At 41.4% G+C, this 19,805-nt stretch carries 20 protein-coding genes; 11 read left to right on the top strand and 9 right to left on the bottom strand.

From position 1 onward, the window contains the following. The first annotated feature begins 62 nt into the window (after window positions 1–62). From LG273_RS17970 to LG273_RS17945, 6 genes are all read left to right on the top strand, one after another. Window positions 63–1,070: a CobW family GTP-binding protein gene (locus tag LG273_RS17970; RefSeq protein ID WP_404456342.1), complete on the top strand. Its 1,008-nt coding sequence runs from the start codon at window positions 63–65 to the stop codon at window positions 1,068–1,070. 21 nt (window positions 1,071–1,091) lie between these two features. Beyond that, on the top strand, window positions 1,092–2,204 hold the full coding sequence (locus LG273_RS17965) for an NAD(P)/FAD-dependent oxidoreductase (protein ID WP_404456339.1): 1,113 nt from the start codon (window positions 1,092–1,094) through the stop codon (window positions 2,202–2,204). Between the two features lie 29 nt (window positions 2,205–2,233). Beyond that, the gene (locus tag LG273_RS17960; RefSeq protein ID WP_404456336.1) at window positions 2,234–3,433 is read left to right on the top strand and encodes a GTP-binding protein; all 1,200 of its coding nucleotides are present in this window, start codon (window positions 2,234–2,236) and stop codon (window positions 3,431–3,433) included. Window positions 3,434–3,827: 394 nt separating this feature from the next. Continuing rightward, complete coding sequence (locus LG273_RS17955; protein WP_404456333.1) at window positions 3,828–5,504, top strand: GTPase; 1,677 nt, start codon at window positions 3,828–3,830, stop codon at window positions 5,502–5,504. Window positions 5,505–5,519: 15 nt separating this feature from the next. Continuing rightward, the gene (dcd, locus tag LG273_RS17950; protein ID WP_404456330.1) at window positions 5,520–6,047 is read left to right on the top strand and encodes a dCTP deaminase; all 528 of its coding nucleotides are present in this window, start codon (window positions 5,520–5,522) and stop codon (window positions 6,045–6,047) included. Window positions 6,048–6,081: 34 nt separating this feature from the next. Then, complete coding sequence (locus LG273_RS17945) at window positions 6,082–7,425, top strand: MATE family efflux transporter (RefSeq protein WP_404456327.1); 1,344 nt, start codon at window positions 6,082–6,084, stop codon at window positions 7,423–7,425. 123 nt (window positions 7,426–7,548) lie between these two features. On the opposite strand, the gene phnE (LG273_RS17940) is transcribed toward LG273_RS17945, so the two are convergent. The 4 genes from phnE (LG273_RS17940) to LG273_RS17925 form a co-directional block, all read right to left on the bottom strand. Further along, a complete protein-coding gene (phnE, locus tag LG273_RS17940; RefSeq protein WP_379560105.1) occupies window positions 7,549–8,340 on the bottom strand; it encodes a phosphonate ABC transporter, permease protein PhnE in 792 nt (263 codons plus the stop codon). Continuing rightward, window positions 8,337–9,128: a phosphonate ABC transporter, permease protein PhnE gene (gene phnE, locus LG273_RS17935; protein WP_404456323.1), complete on the bottom strand. Its 792-nt coding sequence runs from the start codon at window positions 9,126–9,128 to the stop codon at window positions 8,337–8,339. The genes phnE (LG273_RS17940) and phnE (LG273_RS17935) overlap by 4 nt, the downstream gene beginning before the upstream one ends. Further along, the gene (gene phnC / locus LG273_RS17930; RefSeq protein ID WP_404456320.1) at window positions 9,112–9,900 is read right to left on the bottom strand and encodes a phosphonate ABC transporter ATP-binding protein; all 789 of its coding nucleotides are present in this window, start codon (window positions 9,898–9,900) and stop codon (window positions 9,112–9,114) included. Before phnC ends, phnE (LG273_RS17935) begins: the two co-directional genes overlap by 17 nt. A gap of 89 nt (window positions 9,901–9,989) precedes the next feature. Continuing rightward, a complete protein-coding gene (locus tag LG273_RS17925) occupies window positions 9,990–10,913 on the bottom strand; it encodes a phosphate/phosphite/phosphonate ABC transporter substrate-binding protein (RefSeq protein ID WP_379560102.1) in 924 nt (307 codons plus the stop codon). A 167-nt stretch (window positions 10,914–11,080) separates the two neighbouring features. Between LG273_RS17925 and LG273_RS17920 the strand changes: the two genes are divergently transcribed. Next, window positions 11,081–11,374, top strand: coding sequence for a phospholipase (locus LG273_RS17920; RefSeq protein ID WP_379560101.1), 294 nt, complete (start codon window positions 11,081–11,083; stop codon window positions 11,372–11,374). Here LG273_RS17920 and LG273_RS17915 read toward each other — a convergent pair. From LG273_RS17915 to LG273_RS17905, 3 genes are all read right to left on the bottom strand, one after another. Beyond that, window positions 11,342–11,578, bottom strand: a complete 237-nt coding sequence (locus LG273_RS17915; protein ID WP_404456317.1) for a hypothetical protein — start codon at window positions 11,576–11,578, stop codon at window positions 11,342–11,344. The two genes, LG273_RS17920 and LG273_RS17915, sit on opposite strands and share 33 nt — an antisense overlap. 83 nt (window positions 11,579–11,661) lie before the next feature. Then, window positions 11,662–12,411 (bottom strand): HAAS domain-containing protein, encoded by a 750-nt coding sequence (locus LG273_RS17910; protein WP_404456315.1) that lies wholly within the window; start codon window positions 12,409–12,411, stop codon window positions 11,662–11,664. Next, window positions 12,408–12,728: a PadR family transcriptional regulator gene (locus LG273_RS17905; protein ID WP_404459584.1), complete on the bottom strand. Its 321-nt coding sequence runs from the start codon at window positions 12,726–12,728 to the stop codon at window positions 12,408–12,410. Before LG273_RS17905 ends, LG273_RS17910 begins: the two co-directional genes overlap by 4 nt. Window positions 12,729–12,910: 182 nt before the next feature. Here LG273_RS17905 and LG273_RS17900 point away from each other — a divergent pair, with 182 nt between their 5' ends. The 3 genes from LG273_RS17900 (at window position 12,911) to LG273_RS17890 (ending at window position 17,476) form a co-directional block, all read left to right on the top strand. After that, window positions 12,911–14,077 carry a TraB/GumN family protein gene (locus tag LG273_RS17900; RefSeq protein ID WP_404456313.1) on the top strand — a complete coding sequence of 389 codons (1,167 nt, stop codon included), beginning with the start codon at window positions 12,911–12,913 and terminating at the stop codon, window positions 14,075–14,077. A gap of 182 nt (window positions 14,078–14,259) precedes the next feature. Further along, window positions 14,260–15,525, top strand: a complete 1,266-nt coding sequence (locus LG273_RS17895) for an MFS transporter (protein ID WP_404456310.1) — start codon at window positions 14,260–14,262, stop codon at window positions 15,523–15,525. A gap of 55 nt (window positions 15,526–15,580) precedes the next feature. After that, a complete protein-coding gene (locus LG273_RS17890) occupies window positions 15,581–17,476 on the top strand; it encodes a PrkA family serine protein kinase (protein ID WP_379560095.1) in 1,896 nt (631 codons plus the stop codon). Window positions 17,477–17,547: 71 nt separating this feature from the next. On the opposite strand, the gene LG273_RS17885 is transcribed toward LG273_RS17890, so the two are convergent. After that, window positions 17,548–18,075, bottom strand: coding sequence for a hypothetical protein (locus LG273_RS17885; protein ID WP_404456307.1), 528 nt, complete (start codon window positions 18,073–18,075; stop codon window positions 17,548–17,550). Window positions 18,076–18,220: 145 nt separating this feature from the next. On the opposite strand from LG273_RS17885, the gene yhbH reads away from it, so the two are divergent. Beyond that, the gene (gene yhbH / locus LG273_RS17880; protein ID WP_404456304.1) at window positions 18,221–19,384 is read left to right on the top strand and encodes a sporulation protein YhbH; all 1,164 of its coding nucleotides are present in this window, start codon (window positions 18,221–18,223) and stop codon (window positions 19,382–19,384) included. A gap of 38 nt (window positions 19,385–19,422) precedes the next feature. On the opposite strand, the gene LG273_RS17875 is transcribed toward yhbH, so the two are convergent. Further along, the gene (locus LG273_RS17875) at window positions 19,423–19,770 is read right to left on the bottom strand and encodes a hypothetical protein (RefSeq protein ID WP_404456302.1); all 348 of its coding nucleotides are present in this window, start codon (window positions 19,768–19,770) and stop codon (window positions 19,423–19,425) included. Window positions 19,771–19,805 lie beyond the last annotated feature (35 nt).

The following is a 19,805-nucleotide window of genomic DNA, read 5'->3' as shown; positions in this document are numbered from 1 at the left end:
GGGCATTAAAATAGAGAGTAACGTACATAAGTAATGGTATTTATCCCAAGGAGGTAGAAGATTTGTTGCGTGATCACAAAATTCCAGTAACGATTATTACAGGGTTCCTAGGTTCAGGAAAAACGACGCTGTTAAACAGAATACTTAAAGACAAAAGAAATAGGCATGCGGCAGTGATTATTAACGAATTTGGTGAGACAAGTATTGATGGCCAATTGGTCATGACGACCCAAGAGGAAATTGTAGAAATTAATAATGGGTGCATTTGCTGCAATGTCCGTGGCGATTTAATTCGTATTCTTAAGAATTTAATCTCGAAAGTCTATCAAGAAAATTCACCACTTAACAGAATTATTATTGAAACAACCGGCTTAGCAAATCCTGCACCTGTCATCCAAACATTTCTCATGGATGAAGTGATGTCAAACTGGTTTGAAATAGACGCTGTTTGCACGGTAGTAGATTCCAAACATCTTCCTATCTATTTAGATAGACAAGAGGAGGCGCTAGAGCAGATTGCCTTTGCGGATTTAATCATTCTAAACAAAATGGATCTTATTACTCCCGAAGAGAAAGAAGCCCTGTTGAACCGGATAAAGCAGATGAACGTAACGGCCGAGATAATGAGTGCCAGAAACAGCAATGTGCCACTAACCAAAGTGATGGGAGTTAAATCATTCAATCTTGATCAAAAGCTTAAACTAAGACCAAATCTATTAACGACCCACCATCATCATCATACGGATCGAATTCAATCTTTCGTATTGGAAAGTGATACACCACTTATATTAGAGCGGGTAAATAAATGGTTTTCCTACCTTGTACAAATAAAAGGTGAAACACTTTACCGGTATAAAGGGATTTTAAATATACAAGATGTTGACCATCGTGTTGTCTTTCAAGGTGTTCATATGTTGTTTGCCAGTAACGATGATAAACCTTGGAGAAAGAATGAGAAACGAAAAAGTGAGCTTGTATTTATAGGTAATAATTTAGACAGGGAAGAACTGGAAAAAGGATTCAATTATTGTATGGGAGACAATGCCTTCACGCTAGAACTGCGAGCTTAATTTAGAAAGGAGCTACCGAATATGAGCAATTTATATGATGTGGTAATCGTAGGCGCGGGACCATCAGGTATTGGTGTGGGGAGCCTTTTAAAGGAAATGGGTTGCGAAAACTTTGTTTTGTTAGAGAAAGGCCAAGTAGGCGAGTCATTCCGCAAGTGGCCAAAGGAGATGCGTTTTATCACTCCTTCTTTCCCAGCACAAGGATTTGGCCAAACCGATTTGAACGCCATTGCCCCAAAAACGTCACCAGCCTATAGCTTGGATGAGGAACACCCAACTGGTGAAGATTATGCAGCTTACTTAAATCTGGTAGCAAAACACTTTGAACTGCCTATCGAGGAAAATACGGAGGTTGTTTCCGTCTTGAAAGAAGATGGAACCTTCACCATAAAAACTAAGGAGGGAGAGCTACACAGCAAGTATGTCGTTTGGAGTGGGGGAGAATATCAATACCCGAATAGAAACCCCTTCCCTGGAGCCAATTTAGGGATCCATTCGAGTGATGTGACCGCTTGGAAAGAAATGAATGGTCATGAGTATATCATTATAGGTGGCTATGAAAGTGGGCTGGATGCAGCATACCACCTTTGTAACCAAGGTGCGGATGTGAAAGTAATTGCTCGTACAAATACGTGGGAATTAGACCACAGTGATCCAAGTGTCTCACTTACTCCCTATACCTATAATCGGCTGCGCAACCTTCCTGACAGCTCAAAGTTTCAACTTATCGGCAATGCTTCTGCCACAGAAGTTTCCATGAGTGGAGACCAATATGTGGTTCATACGGATCAAAGTACCCTATATAAAAGCGCTAATCCACCTATCATAGCGACTGGATTTTCAGGAAGCACAAAGCTTATTCGAAATTTAGTCTCCTATGGCCAACATGGTGAAGTTCTACTAACAGAAGATGATGAGTTTAGAAAGACACCGGGGATTTACCTCGCAGGTCCAGAAATGAGACATGGCAGCCATATATTCTGTTACATTTATAAATTTAGACAGCGTTATGCAGTAGTGGCAACCTCTATTGCCAAAAAGCTTGGACTTAATCAGGAAATTTTAGATTTATATCGTCAGGAAAACTTTATTCTCGATGACCTTTCTATGTGCGGGGAACGTTGTCAATGCTAGTCCATCTTATCTAAATAGGAGTGAATGAGTTGAAAAAGAAGATACCTGTGACGGTGTTAAGTGGCTACTTAGGATCAGGAAAGACGACTATTTTAAACCATGTTCTACACAACAAAAAAGGGCTCAAGGTAGCTGTTATTGTAAATGACATGAGTGAGATTAATATCGATGCAAGTCTTGTGGAAAACGAGGGAGCTCTTTCTAGAGTTGATGAACAATTAGTCGAAATGTCCAATGGATGTATTTGCTGCACACTAAGAGATGACCTTTTGATTGAGGTGGAGAAGCTAGCTAATAAAGGGAAATTTGACTACATATTAATTGAATCGACAGGTATTAGTGAGCCAATCCCTGTTGCCCAAACCTTTTCTTATATGGATGATCAATTAGGGATTGATTTAAATAAGCTCACGAAACTGGACACAATGGTAACAGTTGTGGATGCAAACCGCTTTTGGCATGACTTTGGTTCTGGTGACAGTTTATTAGATAGAAAAGAAGCTGTATCTGATGCGGATGATCGGGAAATTGCTGACCTTTTACTGGACCAGATTGAATTTTGCAATGTGCTGATCTTAAACAAATGTGATCTTGTTGGCGAAAAAGAGCTGGCAAAACTGGAGCGGGTGCTAAGAAAGCTTCAGCCTGAGGCAAGGTTTATAAGAACGACTCACGGAAAGATAGATCCAAGTGACATTCTCTCTACAAACTCCTTTGACTTTGAAAAAGTAAGCTCCTCTGCGGGCTGGTTAAAAGAGTTAAGAGAAGGTCCAGAAGAGCACACCCCCGAGACAGAGGAATATGGGATAGGACCTTTTACGTATGTGCGTACAGCGCCTTTTCATTCGGAAAGATTGCTAGAGTTTGTGGAAACAATGCCGGATAACATCGTAAGAGCCAAAGGGATTATGTGGTGTGCTACAAGAAATGAGTTTGCATTATTGCTTTCCCAGGCAGGACCTGCAGCCAATATTGAACCCGTCTCTTATTGGGTTGCTGCACTGCCAAAACCGAGACAGGAAGCAATCTTCCGCCAAAACCCTGAAGTTAAGCAATCCTGGCATCCTGAATACGGTGATCGAAAAACCCAGCTCGTTTTTATCGGGACAGATTTAGATCGGGACCACATTGTGCGTATGCTGGATGAGTGCTTGTTAACAGATGAGGAAATGGAGATGGACTGGAAGCAATTGAATGACCCATTTAGATGGAATTTGCAAACGAATTAGTAAAGGAAAATTAAATTGTTGTGGATAGTTGAGGCTGGGGCAAAACTAAGTCATCTATACTAAAATACGAATAATAAGTATTAGCATCGCTTCGGCAGAACACTCCGCTTTCCACGGGCACGGCCTCAGCCTCCTCGTGGAAAGGTCACCACTGCGGGGTCTTCAGACTCGTGCTGTTCCCGTAGGACAAGGAAAGCTACGTCAGCGATGCATCGCACGCAGAAAATACGAATGTATTTTCAAGGAGTCTACGTGTTCTGCCTACGCTAACATGAGAAAACTCTAACTAGGCATACCTTTTTTAAAGAAATTGCATGATAGTTCGTGTTTTCATATATTAAGAGAAGTTTTGTCCCAGCCTCCGTGCATTTCTATTAAGTATGGAGATGAGGACATGTTAGCAAAAGAGAAAGAAAGTCTGAATGAACTCCCTATTGAAATTGCTATGGTAGGGCATGAATCTGTAGGGAAAACGGCTTTATTCCGCCAATTAACTGGGAACAAAACGGTCCAGGAATCAAATATAAAGGGATCAACTATCCGTTGCATTTCAGCAAAAGTATCAGGGGCAGAAGGGATAGAATTGGTGGACACCCCTGGCATTCAAGCTGAGGGCGACAGTGTTGCAATGGGATTGGCTTTGGAGCAAATGGAGAAACTGCACATACTTCTATTAGTGATAAAGTCAGAGAATTTGGCTGAGGAGCTAAATTTTTTAAATGAAAATTTGAAGCTCAGAGGGAAACGGGTAGCTGTCTTGGTGACGCATGAAGATAAGTACAGTTATACAAAATCAGAAAAGGAACAAATTCGTAATCTATTGCAGGTTCCGGTGGTGTGGTTGAATGCACGAAAACTAAGGGAACAAAAGAGAGAAGAAATTTTGGAGGCAATGGAATCGGCCTCAACGTGGGGACTAAATTCCAGTATCTTAAAATTTCTACCTAACAATCATAATGACGAGGAAAAAAGAATAAAGCTTTTTCGTCTGCCCTTTTTTGGCCCGTTAATGGCTTGGATTACAATTCTCGCGATGTTCGGTATTCCGGTCTTTGCGGCTTATATGTTTTCGGATTGGCTGCAACCCATTTCAGATGTGTATTTCATTGAACCAATAACACAGTTGTTTAGTGGCCTTCCTGGCTGGTTGTATACGTTTATTGTAGGAGATTATGGTGTTGTTACACTAGGCTGGTATTCCTTTGTGTGGGCATTTCCAGTAGTGGTTTTAGTAGGACTTGCTACTGCTATAGTAGAAGAAACAGGTATTCAGGAGCACATTATGCACACGTTAGACCCGAGCTTGCGTAAAATTGGGTTAACAGGCAGAGATTTGTCGCCTGTGTTAACTGGTTTTGGGTGTAATGTAGTAGCGGTGTTGCAAAGCAGAAGCTGTAGTACGTGCACGCGGAAATCCTGTGTGTCCTTGATCTCTTTTGGCTCAGCCTGTAGCTACCAAATCGGAGCAACATTATCCATATTTGGTGTTGCTGGGTACCCTATATTGTTTATCCCATATATTATCCTTCTCTTTTTGGCGGGAGCTCTCCATACAAGATTATGGAATAAACCTCAGCTAGGAGCTTTAACAAGGGTTTCGTCTTTACCTTATTTACAACCTTTAACATGGAGTGGCTTATGGTGGCGCGTGAAGCGAGTAGTGATGCAATTTTTAACACAGGCTATGCCAATTTTTATTGTAATCTGTGTGGTTGCAACGTTATTACAGCTTTTTAATGTTTTAGATGTTTTAGCTGTTCTGCTTGCCCCATTTTTATACCTTATTCAATTACCTGCAGAGGCAGGAACTGGCATCCTTTTCTCAATGATTCGGAAGGATGGAATGCTTTTATTTAACCAGGGAAATGGTAGTCTGTTAGAGCAACTACAAATTTTCCAGGTATTTATTTTAGTTTATTTTGCCTCTACTTTTTCTTCGTGCATGGTAACACTTTACACAATTCGGAAAGAATTTGGCTGGGGTGAGACTCGTGGTATTTTCTTGAAGCAGGCATTCACTTCCGTAGTAAGCACAATTTTATTAGCATTAGGTTTTTATGCAATTTTATAAAAAGGGTGGATCGCTATGATTTTATCTGGTAAGACAATAAAACAATTACATGATGAAAACAAATTGAAAATCGAGCCGTTTCGGCCTGAAAATATACAGCCTGCGTCTATTGATTTAAGATTAGGAGAGGAATTTCTCTTACTAGATGAAGAGGCAACACCGCTTTTAAAGTTTGATCAAGAAGCGAACTATCGGCAGGTGAGGACGGACTTCACCTTTGTGCTGCCACCACACACGTTTGCTTTGGCCACTACAGTCGAGCATGTCAGGTTACCAGGTTCCATTACAGCATTTGTGGAGGGTAGAAGCTCTGTTGGACGCTTAGGGCTTTTTATACAAAATGCAGGGTGGGTTGACCCTGGCTTTGAAGGACAAATTACGTTAGAGTTGTATAATGCAAATGCTGTACCGATTGAACTAAAGGTTGGGAATAAAATTTGTCAGCTCGTGTTTCAATATGTGGATCAAGAGGCTGATAAGTATGCTGGAAAATACCTTCATCAACAAGGTACAACAAAAAGTAAACTATACTTAGATGTGTAAGAGTAGTAAATAGATAAGTGTTTAGGAGATAGAGATGCAGGGAGATAGTACGTTACATAATAATTCAGCTATATTCAGTCAACGAAAATATTTAAACTTGGCAATTCCACTAATCATTTCAGGAATTTCCACACCAATACTAGGAGCGGTTGATACCGCGGTGATCGGGAGAATACCAGACCCTGCATCAATAGGCGGAGTGGCAATAGGTGCTGTCATTTTTAATACCATGTATTGGCTATTAGGCTTCCTAAGAACTGCTACTAGTGGATTTACCGCACAGGCAGAGGGGGCAGGGAACCAAAATGAGGTGCTGTTAGCATTTTTACGACCTACTTTAATTGCGTTATTTTTTGGGCTATTCTTTGTTCTCATTCAAAAGCCTATCTTAATGGTCGCCTTATTTGTAATAGGTGGAAACGAAACAGTATCCGCACTTGCCTCCGACTATTTCTCGATAAGAATATGGGGAGCGCCTTTCATTCTATTAAGCTACGTTATTATCGGGTGGCTGATAGGGAGAGAAAAGGTGCGCCTAGCATTAGCGGTACAGGTATTTATGAATGTCTTGAATATCATTCTCGATATTTATTTTGTTATAGGTCTTGAGATGGGTGTTAAAGGAGTTGCGTATGCGACATTGATCGCAGAGGTTAGTGCCGTGTCAATCGGTGCGTTCTTTATCCTTCGTACATACAAAAACAGCTTCTCGAAAATAAGTGCAAGTGTGCTTCTGGCAGTAGAACCACTGAAAAGAATGCTTTTAGTGAACCGCGATTTATTCCTGCGAACGATCTGTTTATTAGCAATGACAGGGATGTTCACCTCATTAGGAGCGTCAATGGGAGAAGTCGTGCTGGCAGCAAATGCGATTCTACTGCAAATTCATTATATAATTGCTTACTTTTTTAGTGGGTTTGCCAATGCATCAAGCATTTTAATTGGAAAAGGCATTGGCAGTGGAAACAAACTGCTTTACCATCGTGCGTACACCTTATCTGCTAGTTGGGGATTGGGTGCAGCTATCCTGTCGTCATTCATCATCGTATTATTTGGCGATATGATTGTTGGAATCTTCACGGTGCTTCCAGAAGTGCAGGTAACTGCGATGGATTACATGGTTTGGATGGTTGTCTTTCCGCTGTTTGGATTTTGGGGCTTGCAGTTAGAAGGGATTTTTACTGGTGCAACGGAAGCTGGGTACATCCGAAATGCCATTATGTTAGCATTAATCATATTTTTACTGGTGGTATGGCTGTTGGTGCCGTCCCTTGAAAATCATGGCGTTTGGTTAGCATTTGTTTTGTTCAGCTTGGGGCGATCGCTATTTCTCTGGATGTATGTACCAAAATTAAATCAAAAGAAGAAGATGGTATGAATGTAAACCCAGGCAGATAATTGCCTGGGCTTTTTGGCGAGGAGACGCACCATCCTCCCAAACAAACCCATCACCACAAGAAAGAGCAGCACCGTCACCCGGCCCTACTCTAAAAATCTACATTTAAACAACACGTTTTCGTAAAAACCCTGAAATCATATCAACAAGTACGACCATCACAATGATACCGAGCAATATAATACCTACGCGTTCCCAATCTCTTGACTGCATGGCAAAGATTAGTGGGGTTCCAATCCCTCCTGCACCAATTATGCCTAAGATGCTGGCAGAACGCAGGTTGATTTCAAATCGGTAGAGCGTATAGGATATAAAGCCTGGCAATACTTGAGGAAAAACAGCTAGTCGTAGTGTTTGAAGTTTATTAGCACCTGTAGCTGCCATTGCTTCGGACGGACCTGGGTCGATAGCTTCCACTTCCTCTGAAAACAATTTTCCAAGCATGCCAATAGAATGCAATCCTAACGCGAGAACTCCCGCAAAGGAGCCAGGCCCAACTGCCTTAATGAACAGGAGTGCCATCACAAGTTCTGGGAAGGTACGGATAAAGCTAAGCATGAATTTTCCGGTACCTGTGGTAAACTTTGTCCGATTCATGTTTTTGGCTGCCCAGAAAGCAAAAGGGATACATAGAAGTGCTGAGATAAAGGTTCCTAACACGGCGATTGCTAATGTATCAAGTAGTCCACGGAGCAGGTCTTCGCCATCAGGCAAATATACATAATCCCAATCCGGCGACAGCATGCCGCTGAAAATGGCCTTCGTTATTTTAGCAGCAGTATCCTTAAACCCATCAATTGGCACGCCGGAAAATGCCCAAATGTAAAGGAGTAATAATGCTCCATAAATTAAAAAGTATAACCCGATTTTCTTTTTTGGTTTTTGTGGTCGATTCATAATAATTTCTCCCTGAGCTTTCCGCTTAAATAATCAATAATAAGGACTACAACCAGTGTAAAGAGAATAATCATGCTTACCTTATCATATTCCAAAAAGCCAAGCGTTCGGTCATAGTAAAGGCCTATACCTCCCGCACCAACAAGTCCAAGAATTGCTGCGGCACGAATGTTAACCTCAAACGTATATAGGACGTATGTAATAAAGTGGGCAGCTACTTGTGGAATCACGGCACAACGAATCCACTGTAATTTATTTGCCCCTACGGCTGTCATAGATTCCAATGGACCTTTGTCAATTGCTTCAATGGCCTCGTATGTTAGCTTTGCGATAATTCCTAATGAAAAAATGCCAAGTGCAAAAATACCTGGTAATGGCCCTAACCCAAAAATAGCCACAAAGATTGCCGCAAGTAAGAGTTCAGGGATTGTACGAACGAGGTTAAGAACAAAGCGAACTGGATACCAGACCCAAGAATTCTGAAACACATTACTTGCAGAGAAAAGTGCGATGGGGATTGCTAATATAGCTCCCATCGTTGTGCCAACTACCGCCATGCGAATGGTCTCCAGCATAGCAGGGGTAATATTGTCGATATAAGCCCAGCTTGGTGGCACCATCTGAACAAGTAAATCAGTCATATTTGGAAGACCTGTAAACAGCTCTGCGATTGTGCTCTCTGTTTGGTACGCACTGGCAAACAGAAGTAATAACAATAAGAAAGTCGTAAAATAGTGCTTTAATTTACTTGGTGGTGTCGGGCGTACTGAATCAGCTAGTTGCGACATAAGACACCTCTTTTGCTTCTTCTTCGGCTGTTTTTAATGGATGCCCGTATATTTCTGCTAGCTTTTGATCTGTCGCTTCTTCGACAGGACCATCAAAAACGATTTCCCCAGCATTTAGCCCAATAATTCTTGTGGCGTACTGACGTGCAATATCAATAAAATGAAGGTTTACCACGGTGGTTATTCCTAGTTCTTGATTTATTTTCTTGAGATCATCCATTACCTGTGTGGTTGTCAAAGGGTCGAGCGATGCTACTGGTTCATCCGCTAAAATAACCTTTGCCTCTTGTGCAAGTGTGCGCGCAATCGAAACACGCTGTTGCTGGCCCCCTGAAAGCTGATCGGAACGAGTATAGGCCTTGTCCACAAGGTTTACGCGTTCAAGGGACTGTAAAGCAAGCTCCGTGTCGGCTTTCGGGTAGATACCAAGCATGGTACGAAATGTAGAATGATAGCCAACTCGTCCGGAAAGGACATTGTTCATAACGGTGGCTCGTTTTACTAAATTGAACTGCTGAAAAATCATCCCAATGTCACGGCGCATTCTTCTTAACTGCTTTCCATTGGCTTTCGTGATGGAAGTTCCCCCAACAAATATTTCGCCTGCTGTTACTTCATGCAATCGGTTAATCGAACGAAGAAATGTTGATTTTCCGGCTCCGGAAAGTCCAACAATTACGACAAACTCTCCAGGATTAATCGTTACATTGATATCTTTTAAACCTTTCGTTCCATTAGGGTATGTCTTCGAAACGTTTTGAAACTCAATCATGTTAAAAACCAACTTTCTTTAGATATAGGTAGCCAGGACGAAGGATCGCCTGGCTACGTGTTAAGCATATATAGGTGTAGAGCGTAATACTATTCCGTTTTTACTTTTTCGGCATAGTCACGAACAACATCAAAGTTGCTGTCTTCTGATTCTACATACCCTTCATGCGTGTAGATTTCTTTAATAATCTGATGTCCTTCTTCATCTTTTCCAATATCGATAAATGCTTCTGTGATTTTATCCACCCATTCTTGGTCCATATCAGATCTCACGGAAACTGTATCGTTTGGAATATCTTCTGTGAATTCGATGATTTTCGTTTCATCAAACACTTCAGGGTAGTCTCCAGAAACCGTGTTACGTGCGTCTTGGAAGACAACCGCTGCGTCTACATCGCCGTTTAATACGGAGATAATTCCCTGGTCATGACCTTTCACAGTAATCCCTTCTACATCTTCAAGTGGGTCTAACCCAGCATCCATAAGCGATGCAGCAGGCCATACATATCCAGCTGATGATGTTACATCCTGGAAGGCAATTTTCTTCCCTTCTAAATCTTCTATGCTATCAATACCAGAATCTTTCTTTACCACAAAGATAGATTTATAGAAATCAACAAGTTCATCAGTTGGCTGGCCTGTCTCATCTTCTACTCCGTAACGCTGTGCCTGTAACATTACTTCTGCAGCGCCTTTTTCCTTTGCTAAAACATAAGCAGTTGGTGGTAAGAAACCTACATCTACTTGTTTAGATTCCATTGCTTCAATGATTGTGTTGTAATTCGTGGAGACACTTACTTCTACTGGAATATCTAACCTTTCAGATAGCAACTCTTCCAAAGGCTTTGCTTTTGCTTCCAATGTATCCGCGTTTTGGGACGGAACGAATTGTACGGATAACTCCTCTGGTACGTAGCTGCCTGACCCTTCTGCTTCAGAAGAATCTCCACATCCACTTAGGATTCCAGCGGCTAGTCCAACAGTTAGACCTAATGTTGCGAACTTTTTTAACATACTATACCTCCACCTAGTCATTGTTTAGTGCCCCTCTACTATAACAAGCCTTTATTAAGTGAATTTACAGTTAGTGTAAATAATATGTTAAAAATTACTAGAAGTGTGAAAAGTGCATATACTCCTTTTGCACTTTGGAATAAATTGAAGGGAGGGAGGTGGTGTGGATGCAAGGAAGAAATGGCATGGGGTTTTGTTTCCCGAAAGGATATAAGTATTGTGGTCCGGGTTGCAGCGGGCCAGGGCAGCCTATAAATGCAGTGGATGCAGCGTGTAGAGAACATGATCGGTGTTATAAACAGCATGGGGGACCAAGCTGTGCGTGTGATAAGCTGTTTATGAAACGGTTAGCGTCAGAGATTGACCCATATACGAAAGAGGGGCGCGATGCACATGTACTCTATCAATATATGAAGCTTCAATCTTTTTTAGGCTGTGGATTTCAAAAAAGAAGAGGTTAAAAGGGCATAAAAAAAATCGTCTCCTCTGTGATCTGGATAACGATTCTGGTGTTTTGTACGATATAGGTGATCCTTTTTTGTCTTCGTTTTTCTCGTTTGCAAATCTAGACGAGCATAAGGGCTTCGTAGTTTTGTAGGATCGATTCTACCTCTACCTTCTCTCATCTGCTTTTGCCGCTGCTTTTTAGCTTTTGATTTACTCATTTTATCACTCCTTCATTTCTTTACCCTTTAGTATACCTTATTTGGCCAGGTGCTGCGCAAAAAATTTAACGCAGCACTTATCATTACTTAATGTGTTTTAAAGAGAGTAAAAGGTACGCACCAATTCCAGAAAATGTGATGATCGTCCCCCAAATTAAGATCGCTTCCTCATTCATGTTAGTAAATCCAAGCAAGTATTCTGGCAGTGTGAGAAACACAACGACAACTGGTAAAATAAGCGTTTTTGACCAGATAGAAACACCGACAAGAAAGATAATAGTTAAAATGCCGACGATCCATGTTCCAGTATGACCGAACGCTATTACTGGGCTGGTAATTGCTCTAGTTGCAAATTCCAATCCCACAAATAACCCTAGTGGAACAATTGCAAGCAGGAAAAACAACAGTCCTTGAGTAGCGTAAGACAGGGTGCGCGATGAGACGAACTTAAATATTCCAAATGTAAGAAAGATAAATACGATACTAATTGCAAGGTACCCGCCTATTTCTAATAGGGAAAAGGTTAATGGCCCATTGAGTATGTCATCAATAATAGTAATGGAAAAGGCACCCGTTACAATGATGGCAAAATATTTTATCCATGTTTTATAATCCAATTTCATTTCGTTAGAAAGCTGCTGCATATATGTCTTCGGTGTCTTTCCAACAATATCCTCGGTTGATTTTCCTCTTTTCTCTGCTTCGATCAAATGGTCTTCAAGCTCTGTGACAATCTCATCAATTTCTTCCTCCTTTTTTCCACTGGAGAATAAGTAGACCCGTAAATCTTCAATAAAAGATTGGCTTCGTTTAGACAACTCAAACTGATTCATTGCTCATTGCTCCTTTCTTTGTTTAACACATTATTCACTGTCTGCTGTAAGTCGCTCCACTTCGTGATAAAACGCTCTAACTCCTCTTCCCCTTTTGGTGTCAGGGAATAATATTTCCGTTTAGGTCCAGCTGTAGATTTTTTTAATGTAGAAGTAACAAGCTCTTCCTTTTGCATACGCAATAAAAGGGGATAAATGGTACCTTCGCTAAATGAGTTAAATCCATAGCCTTCAAGCTTTTCTGCTAGTTCATAACCATAAACCTCTTTCTCGCTAATAATCGATAGCAGGCATCCATCAAGGATTCCCTTCATCATTTGTGTAGTAGACAAGTGGTTATCACCCCATTCATATATGTCTTGTATTACAAGGTATAGGGGTATTATAAATTTATTTACCTTGTATTGCAAGGGTTATAATTGTTCTTTTGTTGAAACTCTATAAAATTCAATTATTTTCAAGTATAATGAGAGCATACCGATTAAAAGGAAGGTAACCCATGACCGAAGAGAATATCACAAGAATACATATAGATGATAAAGAATTTATTCTTATTGGCACTGCACACGTCTCTAAGCATAGTGCAGAGCAGGTTAAAGAAGTTATTGAACGGGAAAATCCAGACGCCGTTTGTGTAGAGTTAGATGAACAGCGATTTCAATCGATTCAAGATGAGAACCGCTGGCGGAACATGGATATATTTAAGGTTATTAAAGAAAAGAAGGCGACACTATTATTAATGAATTTGGCGATATCATCCTTCCAAAAGAGAATGGCCAAGCAGTTTGGTATCAACCCTGGTCAAGAGATGATCCAGGGAATTGCCTCTGCAAAAGAAACGGGCGCAGAGCTAGTGTTAGCTGACCGGAATATCCAAACGACCTTTTCCCGAATCTGGAGAGGCATTGGCTTAAAAGGAAAAGCGATTTTACTCATGCAAGTAATTGCCGGGATATTCAGTAAGGAGAATATTTCCGAAGAAGAACTGGAGAAAATGAAAAAGCAGGATACGATTAATGCGATCCTCAATGAATTTACGGAACATTTCCCAGAGTTGAAAACTCCCTTAATCGATGAACGTGACCAGTATTTGTCGCAAAAGATTAAGGAGGCACCTGGTAAGAAGGTAGTTGCCGTACTTGGGGCAGCGCATGTTCCGGGGATAAAGGAAGAAATAAAACGAGAGCATGATTTAAACAAGCTTACCGAGCTTCCGGCAAAATCACCATGGCCAAAAGTGATTGGCTGGGCCATACCTTTGGTTATTCTAGCAGTAATTGCGTATACGTTTAGTGCAAACCCATCAGCAGGCTGGCAGCAAACCTTGAGCTGGGTGATTTGGAACGGCTCTCTTTCTGCTATTGGAGCCATTATAGCGCTAGGTCATCCATTGGCGATTGTTACCGCATTTGTGGTCGCGCCTATCACATCATTAAATCCACTCCTCGCTGCAGGATGGTTTGCCGGGTTTGTACAGGCGTATTTCAAAAGACCAAATGTAGGGGATTTCGAAACGTTGACAGAGGATGTATTTACGGTAAAAGGTTTTTGGCAAAATAAAGTGACCCGTGTGTTATTGGTTGTCTTATTAGCTAATCTCGGAAGTTCGCTTGGAACCTTAATTGGTGGAGTCGATGTGATCCGTCGATTTCTTGAGAATATATAATGTGAGGAAAGCCCTGGTTTATGCCAGGGTTTTTTATTGTCTATAGTACTGAAAATGATTCCTTGTCAAACTCATATTCCCTCAAAAAATAATTTTCTGTAAATCTAAGTATTTAATATTTACTTTTCTATTATTTGTGGCTAATATATTTAGGGACACGAAATAATGAGGTGGCGAACAGCATGGGGTTTTTTCAGGAATGGGCGACACAATTTAAAACATATAACAATAATATTAAACTAGCAATTTTGGCAAATATCTTTTCCCAGATTGGTCTGGGGATTTTTATGGTGGTTTACAACTTTTACATAAGAGAACTTGGCTATAGTCAGGATGTAAATGGGGAAGTCATTGCGCTTACTGCACTTGCTACGGCGATTATCCTTGTGCCAGCAGGTTTTCTCAGTGATAAACTGGGACGTAAACGCATTATGGGATTCGGAATACTGGCTTCCGGTTTGGTGCTGTTTCTACGAAGTATTATTGAAGTGGAATCGCTGTTATTAGCAGCTGGGTTTGCCACAGGGCTTTTTACTGCCTTTCTACAAGTATCAACGGTTCCATGGCTTGCGGAAAACTCAGAATTGAAGCAGCGGGTGCACCTGTTTAGCTTGCATGCAGCGCTTGTAACGGTTGCCAATGTGATAGGTAGTATCCTTGGGGGCACCTTGACGGATTTATTCTCGCTTTTAACGACAGAACTACAAAGCATTAGGTACACCTTGATTATCGGGAGTGTGTTTTATTTCCTATCTTTCCTTCCGATATTGAACTTAAGTGAAAAACGGAAACCGAAGCCTGAAAAGAAACAGAAAATAAATCTTAAACAGTATGTCAGTGACCATAAGGTCGGGTTTAAAATTATTCTTCTGTTCGCAATTGCTCAGCTGTTAATAGGGTTTGGTAGCGGGCTTGTCATCCCATACCTAAACCTATACTTTGCTGACCGATTTGAGGCATCAAATTCGGTAATCGGGATTATTATTTCCATTGGCCAGGCAGCTACAGCAATTGCCATGTTTATTGGCCCATTTGTAGTAAGAAAGGTCGGGGAAGTGCGTGCCGTTGTCTACTTACAGCTGCTTTCCCTGCCATTTCTACTGCTTACAGCCTATACGGAAAATTTATTGCTGGCAACGATTGGATTTTTGTTCAGGCAAGCATTGATGAATGCCGGAAATCCAATTCAATCCTCCCTGATGATGTCACAGGTGGATGATTCGATGAAAGGTCTTGCAAATTCAGTGAATCAAATGGTGTTTAATCTGGGCTGGGCATTGATGGGACCAGTATCTACCGCCATTGTCGTAAAGTACGGCGCTTATTGGGGCTACGCGAATGTTTTTTCCATTACAGCGGTCCTCTACTTAGTTGGTTCGTTGTATTTCTATTTTGTCTTCAGGTCGGTGAAACGGACGAACGATCCTGTAGAAAACAAACCGGCATGATGAATAAGCCTGCTGCATAGACTGTATAAACCATGCCCTAGATGGAGGGAACCTAATGGATATACTAAACAAAGTGAAGCAGCATCGCGAAGAGGAAAAATCGTTAAGGTGGGAAGGCACGTTTGCTGATTACCTTGAAATTGTAAGGGAAAGGCCTGAGGTTGCACAAACAGCACATTCACGCGTGTACAATATGATAAAGCATTCTGGTTTAAGTGAAAGAGATGGCAGGAAAATGTATCATTTCTTCGGGGAAGAGATTTTTGGCCTAGAAGAGGCGATTGAGCGACTTGTAGAGGAATATTTTCATCCAGCAGCCAAACGGCTTGATGTTCGTAAGCGAATATTACTGCTAATGGGACCTGTTAGTGGAGGGAAGTCCACAATTGTAACCATGCTAAAACGAGGGCTAGAGCAGTATTCCAGAACAGACGAGGGAGCAGTTTATGCGATAAAAGGCTGCCCAATGCATGAGGATCCTTTGCATTTAATTCCAAAGCATTTGCGGGAGGAATTTTACGCTGATTATGGAATTAGAATTGAAGGAAGTCTGTCGCCATTAAATACAATGCGTCTGGAAAAAGAGTATGCAGATAAAATTGAAGAGGTAAAGGTAGAGCGAATTTTCCTATCCGAAGATAAACGGATTGGGATTGGAACCTTCAGTCCGTCTGATCCAAAGTCACAGGATATTGCTGATCTGACAGGAAGCATTGATTTCTCCACCATTGCCGAATATGGCTCTGAATCTGACCCAAGAGCATACCGGTTTGATGGGGAATTGAACAAAGCGAACCGTGGAATGATGGAATTTCAGGAAATGCTGAAGTGTGATGAAAAATTCCTTTGGCACCTGCTTTCCTTAACACAAGAGGGTAATTTTAAAGCAGGCCGATTTGCATTAATAAGTGCCGATGAATTAATTGTCGCCCACACAAACGAATCGGAATACCGTGCCTTTATTTCCAATAAGAAAAATGAAGCACTTCATTCCCGAATTATCGTCATGCCGATCCCGTACAATCTCCGGGTAAGTCAGGAAGAGCGTATTTACGAAAAAATGATTAATGAAAGTGACATGAAGCATGTCCATATTGCACCACATGCCTTAAGGGTCGCAGCGATCTTTTCTATTTTGACAAGGCTGGAGGATTCCAAAAAGCAAAGCGTCGATATCGTGAAAAAGATGCGCTTATATGATGGGGAGAATGTAGAAGGCTTTAGCCAAATAGATGTAGAAGAGTTGAAAAAGGAATTTCCTGTTGAAGGCATGAACGGCATTGACCCACGATATGTCATCAACCGTATTTCCTCTGCCATTATTAGAAAAGAAGTGCCTTCGATTAATGCCTTGGATGTGTTGCGTGCATTGAAAGAGGGTCTTGACCAGCATGCATCGATTTCCGATGAGGCAAAAGAGGATTACATGAATTATATCTCGGTCGCACGGAAGGAATACGATGAGATTGCTAAAAAAGAAGTGCAGAAAGCATTTGTCTATTCCTATGAAGAGTCTGCAAAAACATTGATGGATAATTATTTGGATAATGTAGAGGCATTTTGTAATAAAAATAAATTACGTGACCCACTGACAGGGGAAGAAATGAACCCGGATGAAAAATTAATGCGTTCGATTGAGGAGCAAATTGGTATTTCGGAAAATGCAAAAAAAGCGTTCAGAGAGGAAATTTTAATTCGGATCTCCGCCTATGCCCGAAAAGGGAAACGGTTTGACTATAACTCGCATGACCGTCTGCGAGAAGCAATTCAGAAAAAGCTATTTGCTGATTTGAAAGATATTGTTAAAATCACCACATCCTCTAAAACACCAGATGAATCGCAGTTGAAAAAGATTAATGAGGTCATTTCACGCCTGATTGACGAACATGGCTATAATTCTGTATCCGCGAATGAGCTTTTGCGCTATGTAGGGAGTCTGTTGAATCGGTAACCTTGAAAATAGAAAGCTTCCTTTTGAATTTTTTCAGAAGGAAGCTTTTTCTATTTAACGCGGCGCTTGTGTTAGGAGAATTTTTTGGAGGAACGACGAGTGGGAAGCCCAATCGACCATGGGAGTTGTGTAATCAACCATTGGAGCTGTGCAATCGACCATTGGAGCTGCTTAATCAACCGCGAGAGCAGTCCCATCAACCCCAGAAGCTGTGCAATCGACCACAGCAGCAGTCCTATCAACCCCAGGAGCTGTTCAATCGACCACAGCAGCAGTCCTATCAACCCCGGGAGCAGCTCAATCAACCACGAGAGCAGTCCTATCAACCCCAGGAGCTGTGCAATCGACCGCGAGAGCAGTCCCATCAACCCCAAGAGCAGCTCAATCGACCACGAGAGCAGTCCTATCAACCCCAGGAGCTGTTCAATCGACCACAGCAGCAGTTCTATCAACCCCAAGAGCAGCTCAATCGACCACGAGAGCAGTCCCATCAACCCCAGAAGCTGTTCAATCGACCACAGCAGCAGTTCTATCAACCTCAGGAGCTGCTCAATCAACCACAGCAACACTCTAATCAACCGCAAATGCACTCCATTCAACCCCTGCCCCCGCTCGACCACTAACAAAGAAACGTCTTTTCCAATTCAAGTGTCCAAAAAGTTTAAAAAGTGCAATAATTAACCTGCTTTTGCATAGGATAGAGAAAGCCATTATAGCTTTGAAAAGTTAATAGGAGGAGAGGTTATGCAGGAGAAGAAGGAAAACTTTGTTGTCTCCCAGGAAAACTGGTCCCTCCATCGCAAAGGCTATCAAGATCAAAAACGGCATATTGATAAGGTGAAAGATGCGATAAAAAACAACCTCCCTGATCTCGTAAGTGAAGAAAATATTATTATGTCGAATGGCCGCGATGTTATTAAAATACCAATACGTTCACTGGATGAGTATAAAATCAGATATAATTACGACAAATCAAAACATGTTGGGCAAGGTAATGGTGATAGTAAGGTTGGGGATGTCATTGCCCGTGAGCCAAATAAAAAGGGGAAAGACGGTGCAGGCCAGGGGAAAAAAGCTGGCGATAAGCCGGGTACAGAATATTACGAGGCAGAAGTTTCATTGGCAGAATTAGAGGAAGCATTATTTGCTGAATTGGAGTTGCCAGATTTAGAAAAGAAGGATCAAGATAACATCATTACGGAAAAGATTGAATTTAACGATATACGGAAAAAAGGATTAATGGGTAACATTGATAAGAAGCGGACGATTCTCACCTCCATAAAACGAAACGCTACAGAAGGCAGGCCTGGCATTATGCCAATCTACAATGATGATTTGCGGTTTAAAACATGGAATGAGGTGACGAAGCCAGAGTCCAAAGCTGTTGTGTTGGCGATGATGGATACGAGTGCTTCGATGGGTATTTTTGAAAAGTATGTAGCACGTAGCTTTTTCTTCTGGATGACCCGATTTCTTCGTTCCAAGTATGAAACAGTGGAAATAGAATTCATTGCCCATCATACTGAAGCAAAGGTTGTGCCAGAGGAAGATTTCTTTTCTAAGGGTGAGAGTGGGGGAACGATTTGCTCTTCTGCTTATTACAAGGCATTGGATCTAATTAACAACAAATACAGCCCATCCAGCTATAATATTTATCCTTTTCATTTTTCAGATGGGGAAAACATCACGTCAGATAATCCTACTTGTATTCAGTTGGTCAATGAAATTATGGACCTTTCTCAAATGTTTGGCTATGGGGAAGTAAATAGCTATAATCGTCCATCTACCCTAATGCGGGCATACAGTTCAATCACAAATGAAAAGTTTCGTCATTATGTATTAAAAGAGAAAAAGGATGTCTACCATGCAATGAAGCAATTTTTCTCAAAGGAACCCGCCTTAATATAAGCATCCTGCCGTCAGCCAAGTTACGCTGACGGCAGTTTTTAATCCATCACTTCAATTGTATAAATACCTCTGTCTGTTGTTAGGGAGAAACGGGAGCCGTCAAATTGGTACAATGATGAATCTTCAAGTGGGATCTCGTAGACAGCTGAAGGTAACTCCTCCATATTGTGCGCACTATTCTCCACTTGGCCTGTCCCGTTTAACTGTAGGGAATAAAGGGGGGTGTATTCATCAAGACGATGAGGATTTGATTCATAGGAAACAGCCTCAAGGTTCATTATCGTTTCATCGTAGTCATCTATTTCTTGTTTGGATACTCGTACTGTTCTTCCGTTCCATTTTGTTAATAGCTTATTGAATTTCTCGATCGTTAAGTAATGATCCATTGTCATCCCTCCAGTACCATATTTTCCCCATTCCG

This window comes from Oceanobacillus kapialis (assembly GCF_044790185.1).
Taxonomy (GTDB): domain Bacteria; phylum Bacillota; class Bacilli; order Bacillales; family Amphibacillaceae; genus Oceanobacillus_B; species Oceanobacillus_B kapialis.
This window is presented reverse-complemented; position numbering and strand designations above follow the sequence as displayed.

Coding starts and splice junctions, on each gene's coding strand:
- LG273_RS17965 (WP_404456339.1), top strand. CDS start 1,092: ATGAGCAATTTATATGATGTGGTAATCGTAGGCGCGGGACCATCAGGT.
- LG273_RS17920 (WP_379560101.1), top strand. CDS start 11,081: ATGCAAGGAAGAAATGGCATGGGGTTTTGTTTCCCGAAAGGATATAAG.
- LG273_RS17905 (WP_404459584.1), bottom strand. CDS start 12,728: ATGATGAAGGGAATCCTTGATGGATGCCTGCTATCGATTATTAGCGAG.
- LG273_RS17915 (WP_404456317.1), bottom strand. CDS start 11,578: ATGAGTAAATCAAAAGCTAAAAAGCAGCGGCAAAAGCAGATGAGAGAA.
- LG273_RS17910 (WP_404456315.1), bottom strand. CDS start 12,411: ATGAATCAGTTTGAGTTGTCTAAACGAAGCCAATCTTTTATTGAAGAT.
- dcd (WP_404456330.1), top strand. CDS start 5,520: ATGATTTTATCTGGTAAGACAATAAAACAATTACATGATGAAAACAAA.
- phnE (WP_404456323.1), bottom strand. CDS start 9,128: ATGTCGCAACTAGCTGATTCAGTACGCCCGACACCACCAAGTAAATTA.
- LG273_RS17890 (WP_379560095.1), top strand. CDS start 15,581: ATGGATATACTAAACAAAGTGAAGCAGCATCGCGAAGAGGAAAAATCG.
- LG273_RS17925 (WP_379560102.1), bottom strand. CDS start 10,913: ATGTTAAAAAAGTTCGCAACATTAGGTCTAACTGTTGGACTAGCCGCT.
- phnC (WP_404456320.1), bottom strand. CDS start 9,900: ATGATTGAGTTTCAAAACGTTTCGAAGACATACCCTAATGGAACGAAA.
- LG273_RS17875 (WP_404456302.1), bottom strand. CDS start 19,770: ATGGATCATTACTTAACGATCGAGAAATTCAATAAGCTATTAACAAAA.
- LG273_RS17895 (WP_404456310.1), top strand. CDS start 14,260: ATGGGGTTTTTTCAGGAATGGGCGACACAATTTAAAACATATAACAAT.
- phnE (WP_379560105.1), bottom strand. CDS start 8,340: ATGAATCGACCACAAAAACCAAAAAAGAAAATCGGGTTATACTTTTTA.
- LG273_RS17955 (WP_404456333.1), top strand. CDS start 3,828: ATGTTAGCAAAAGAGAAAGAAAGTCTGAATGAACTCCCTATTGAAATT.
- LG273_RS17900 (WP_404456313.1), top strand. CDS start 12,911: ATGACCGAAGAGAATATCACAAGAATACATATAGATGATAAAGAATTT.
- yhbH (WP_404456304.1), top strand. CDS start 18,221: ATGCAGGAGAAGAAGGAAAACTTTGTTGTCTCCCAGGAAAACTGGTCC.
- LG273_RS17945 (WP_404456327.1), top strand. CDS start 6,082: ATGCAGGGAGATAGTACGTTACATAATAATTCAGCTATATTCAGTCAA.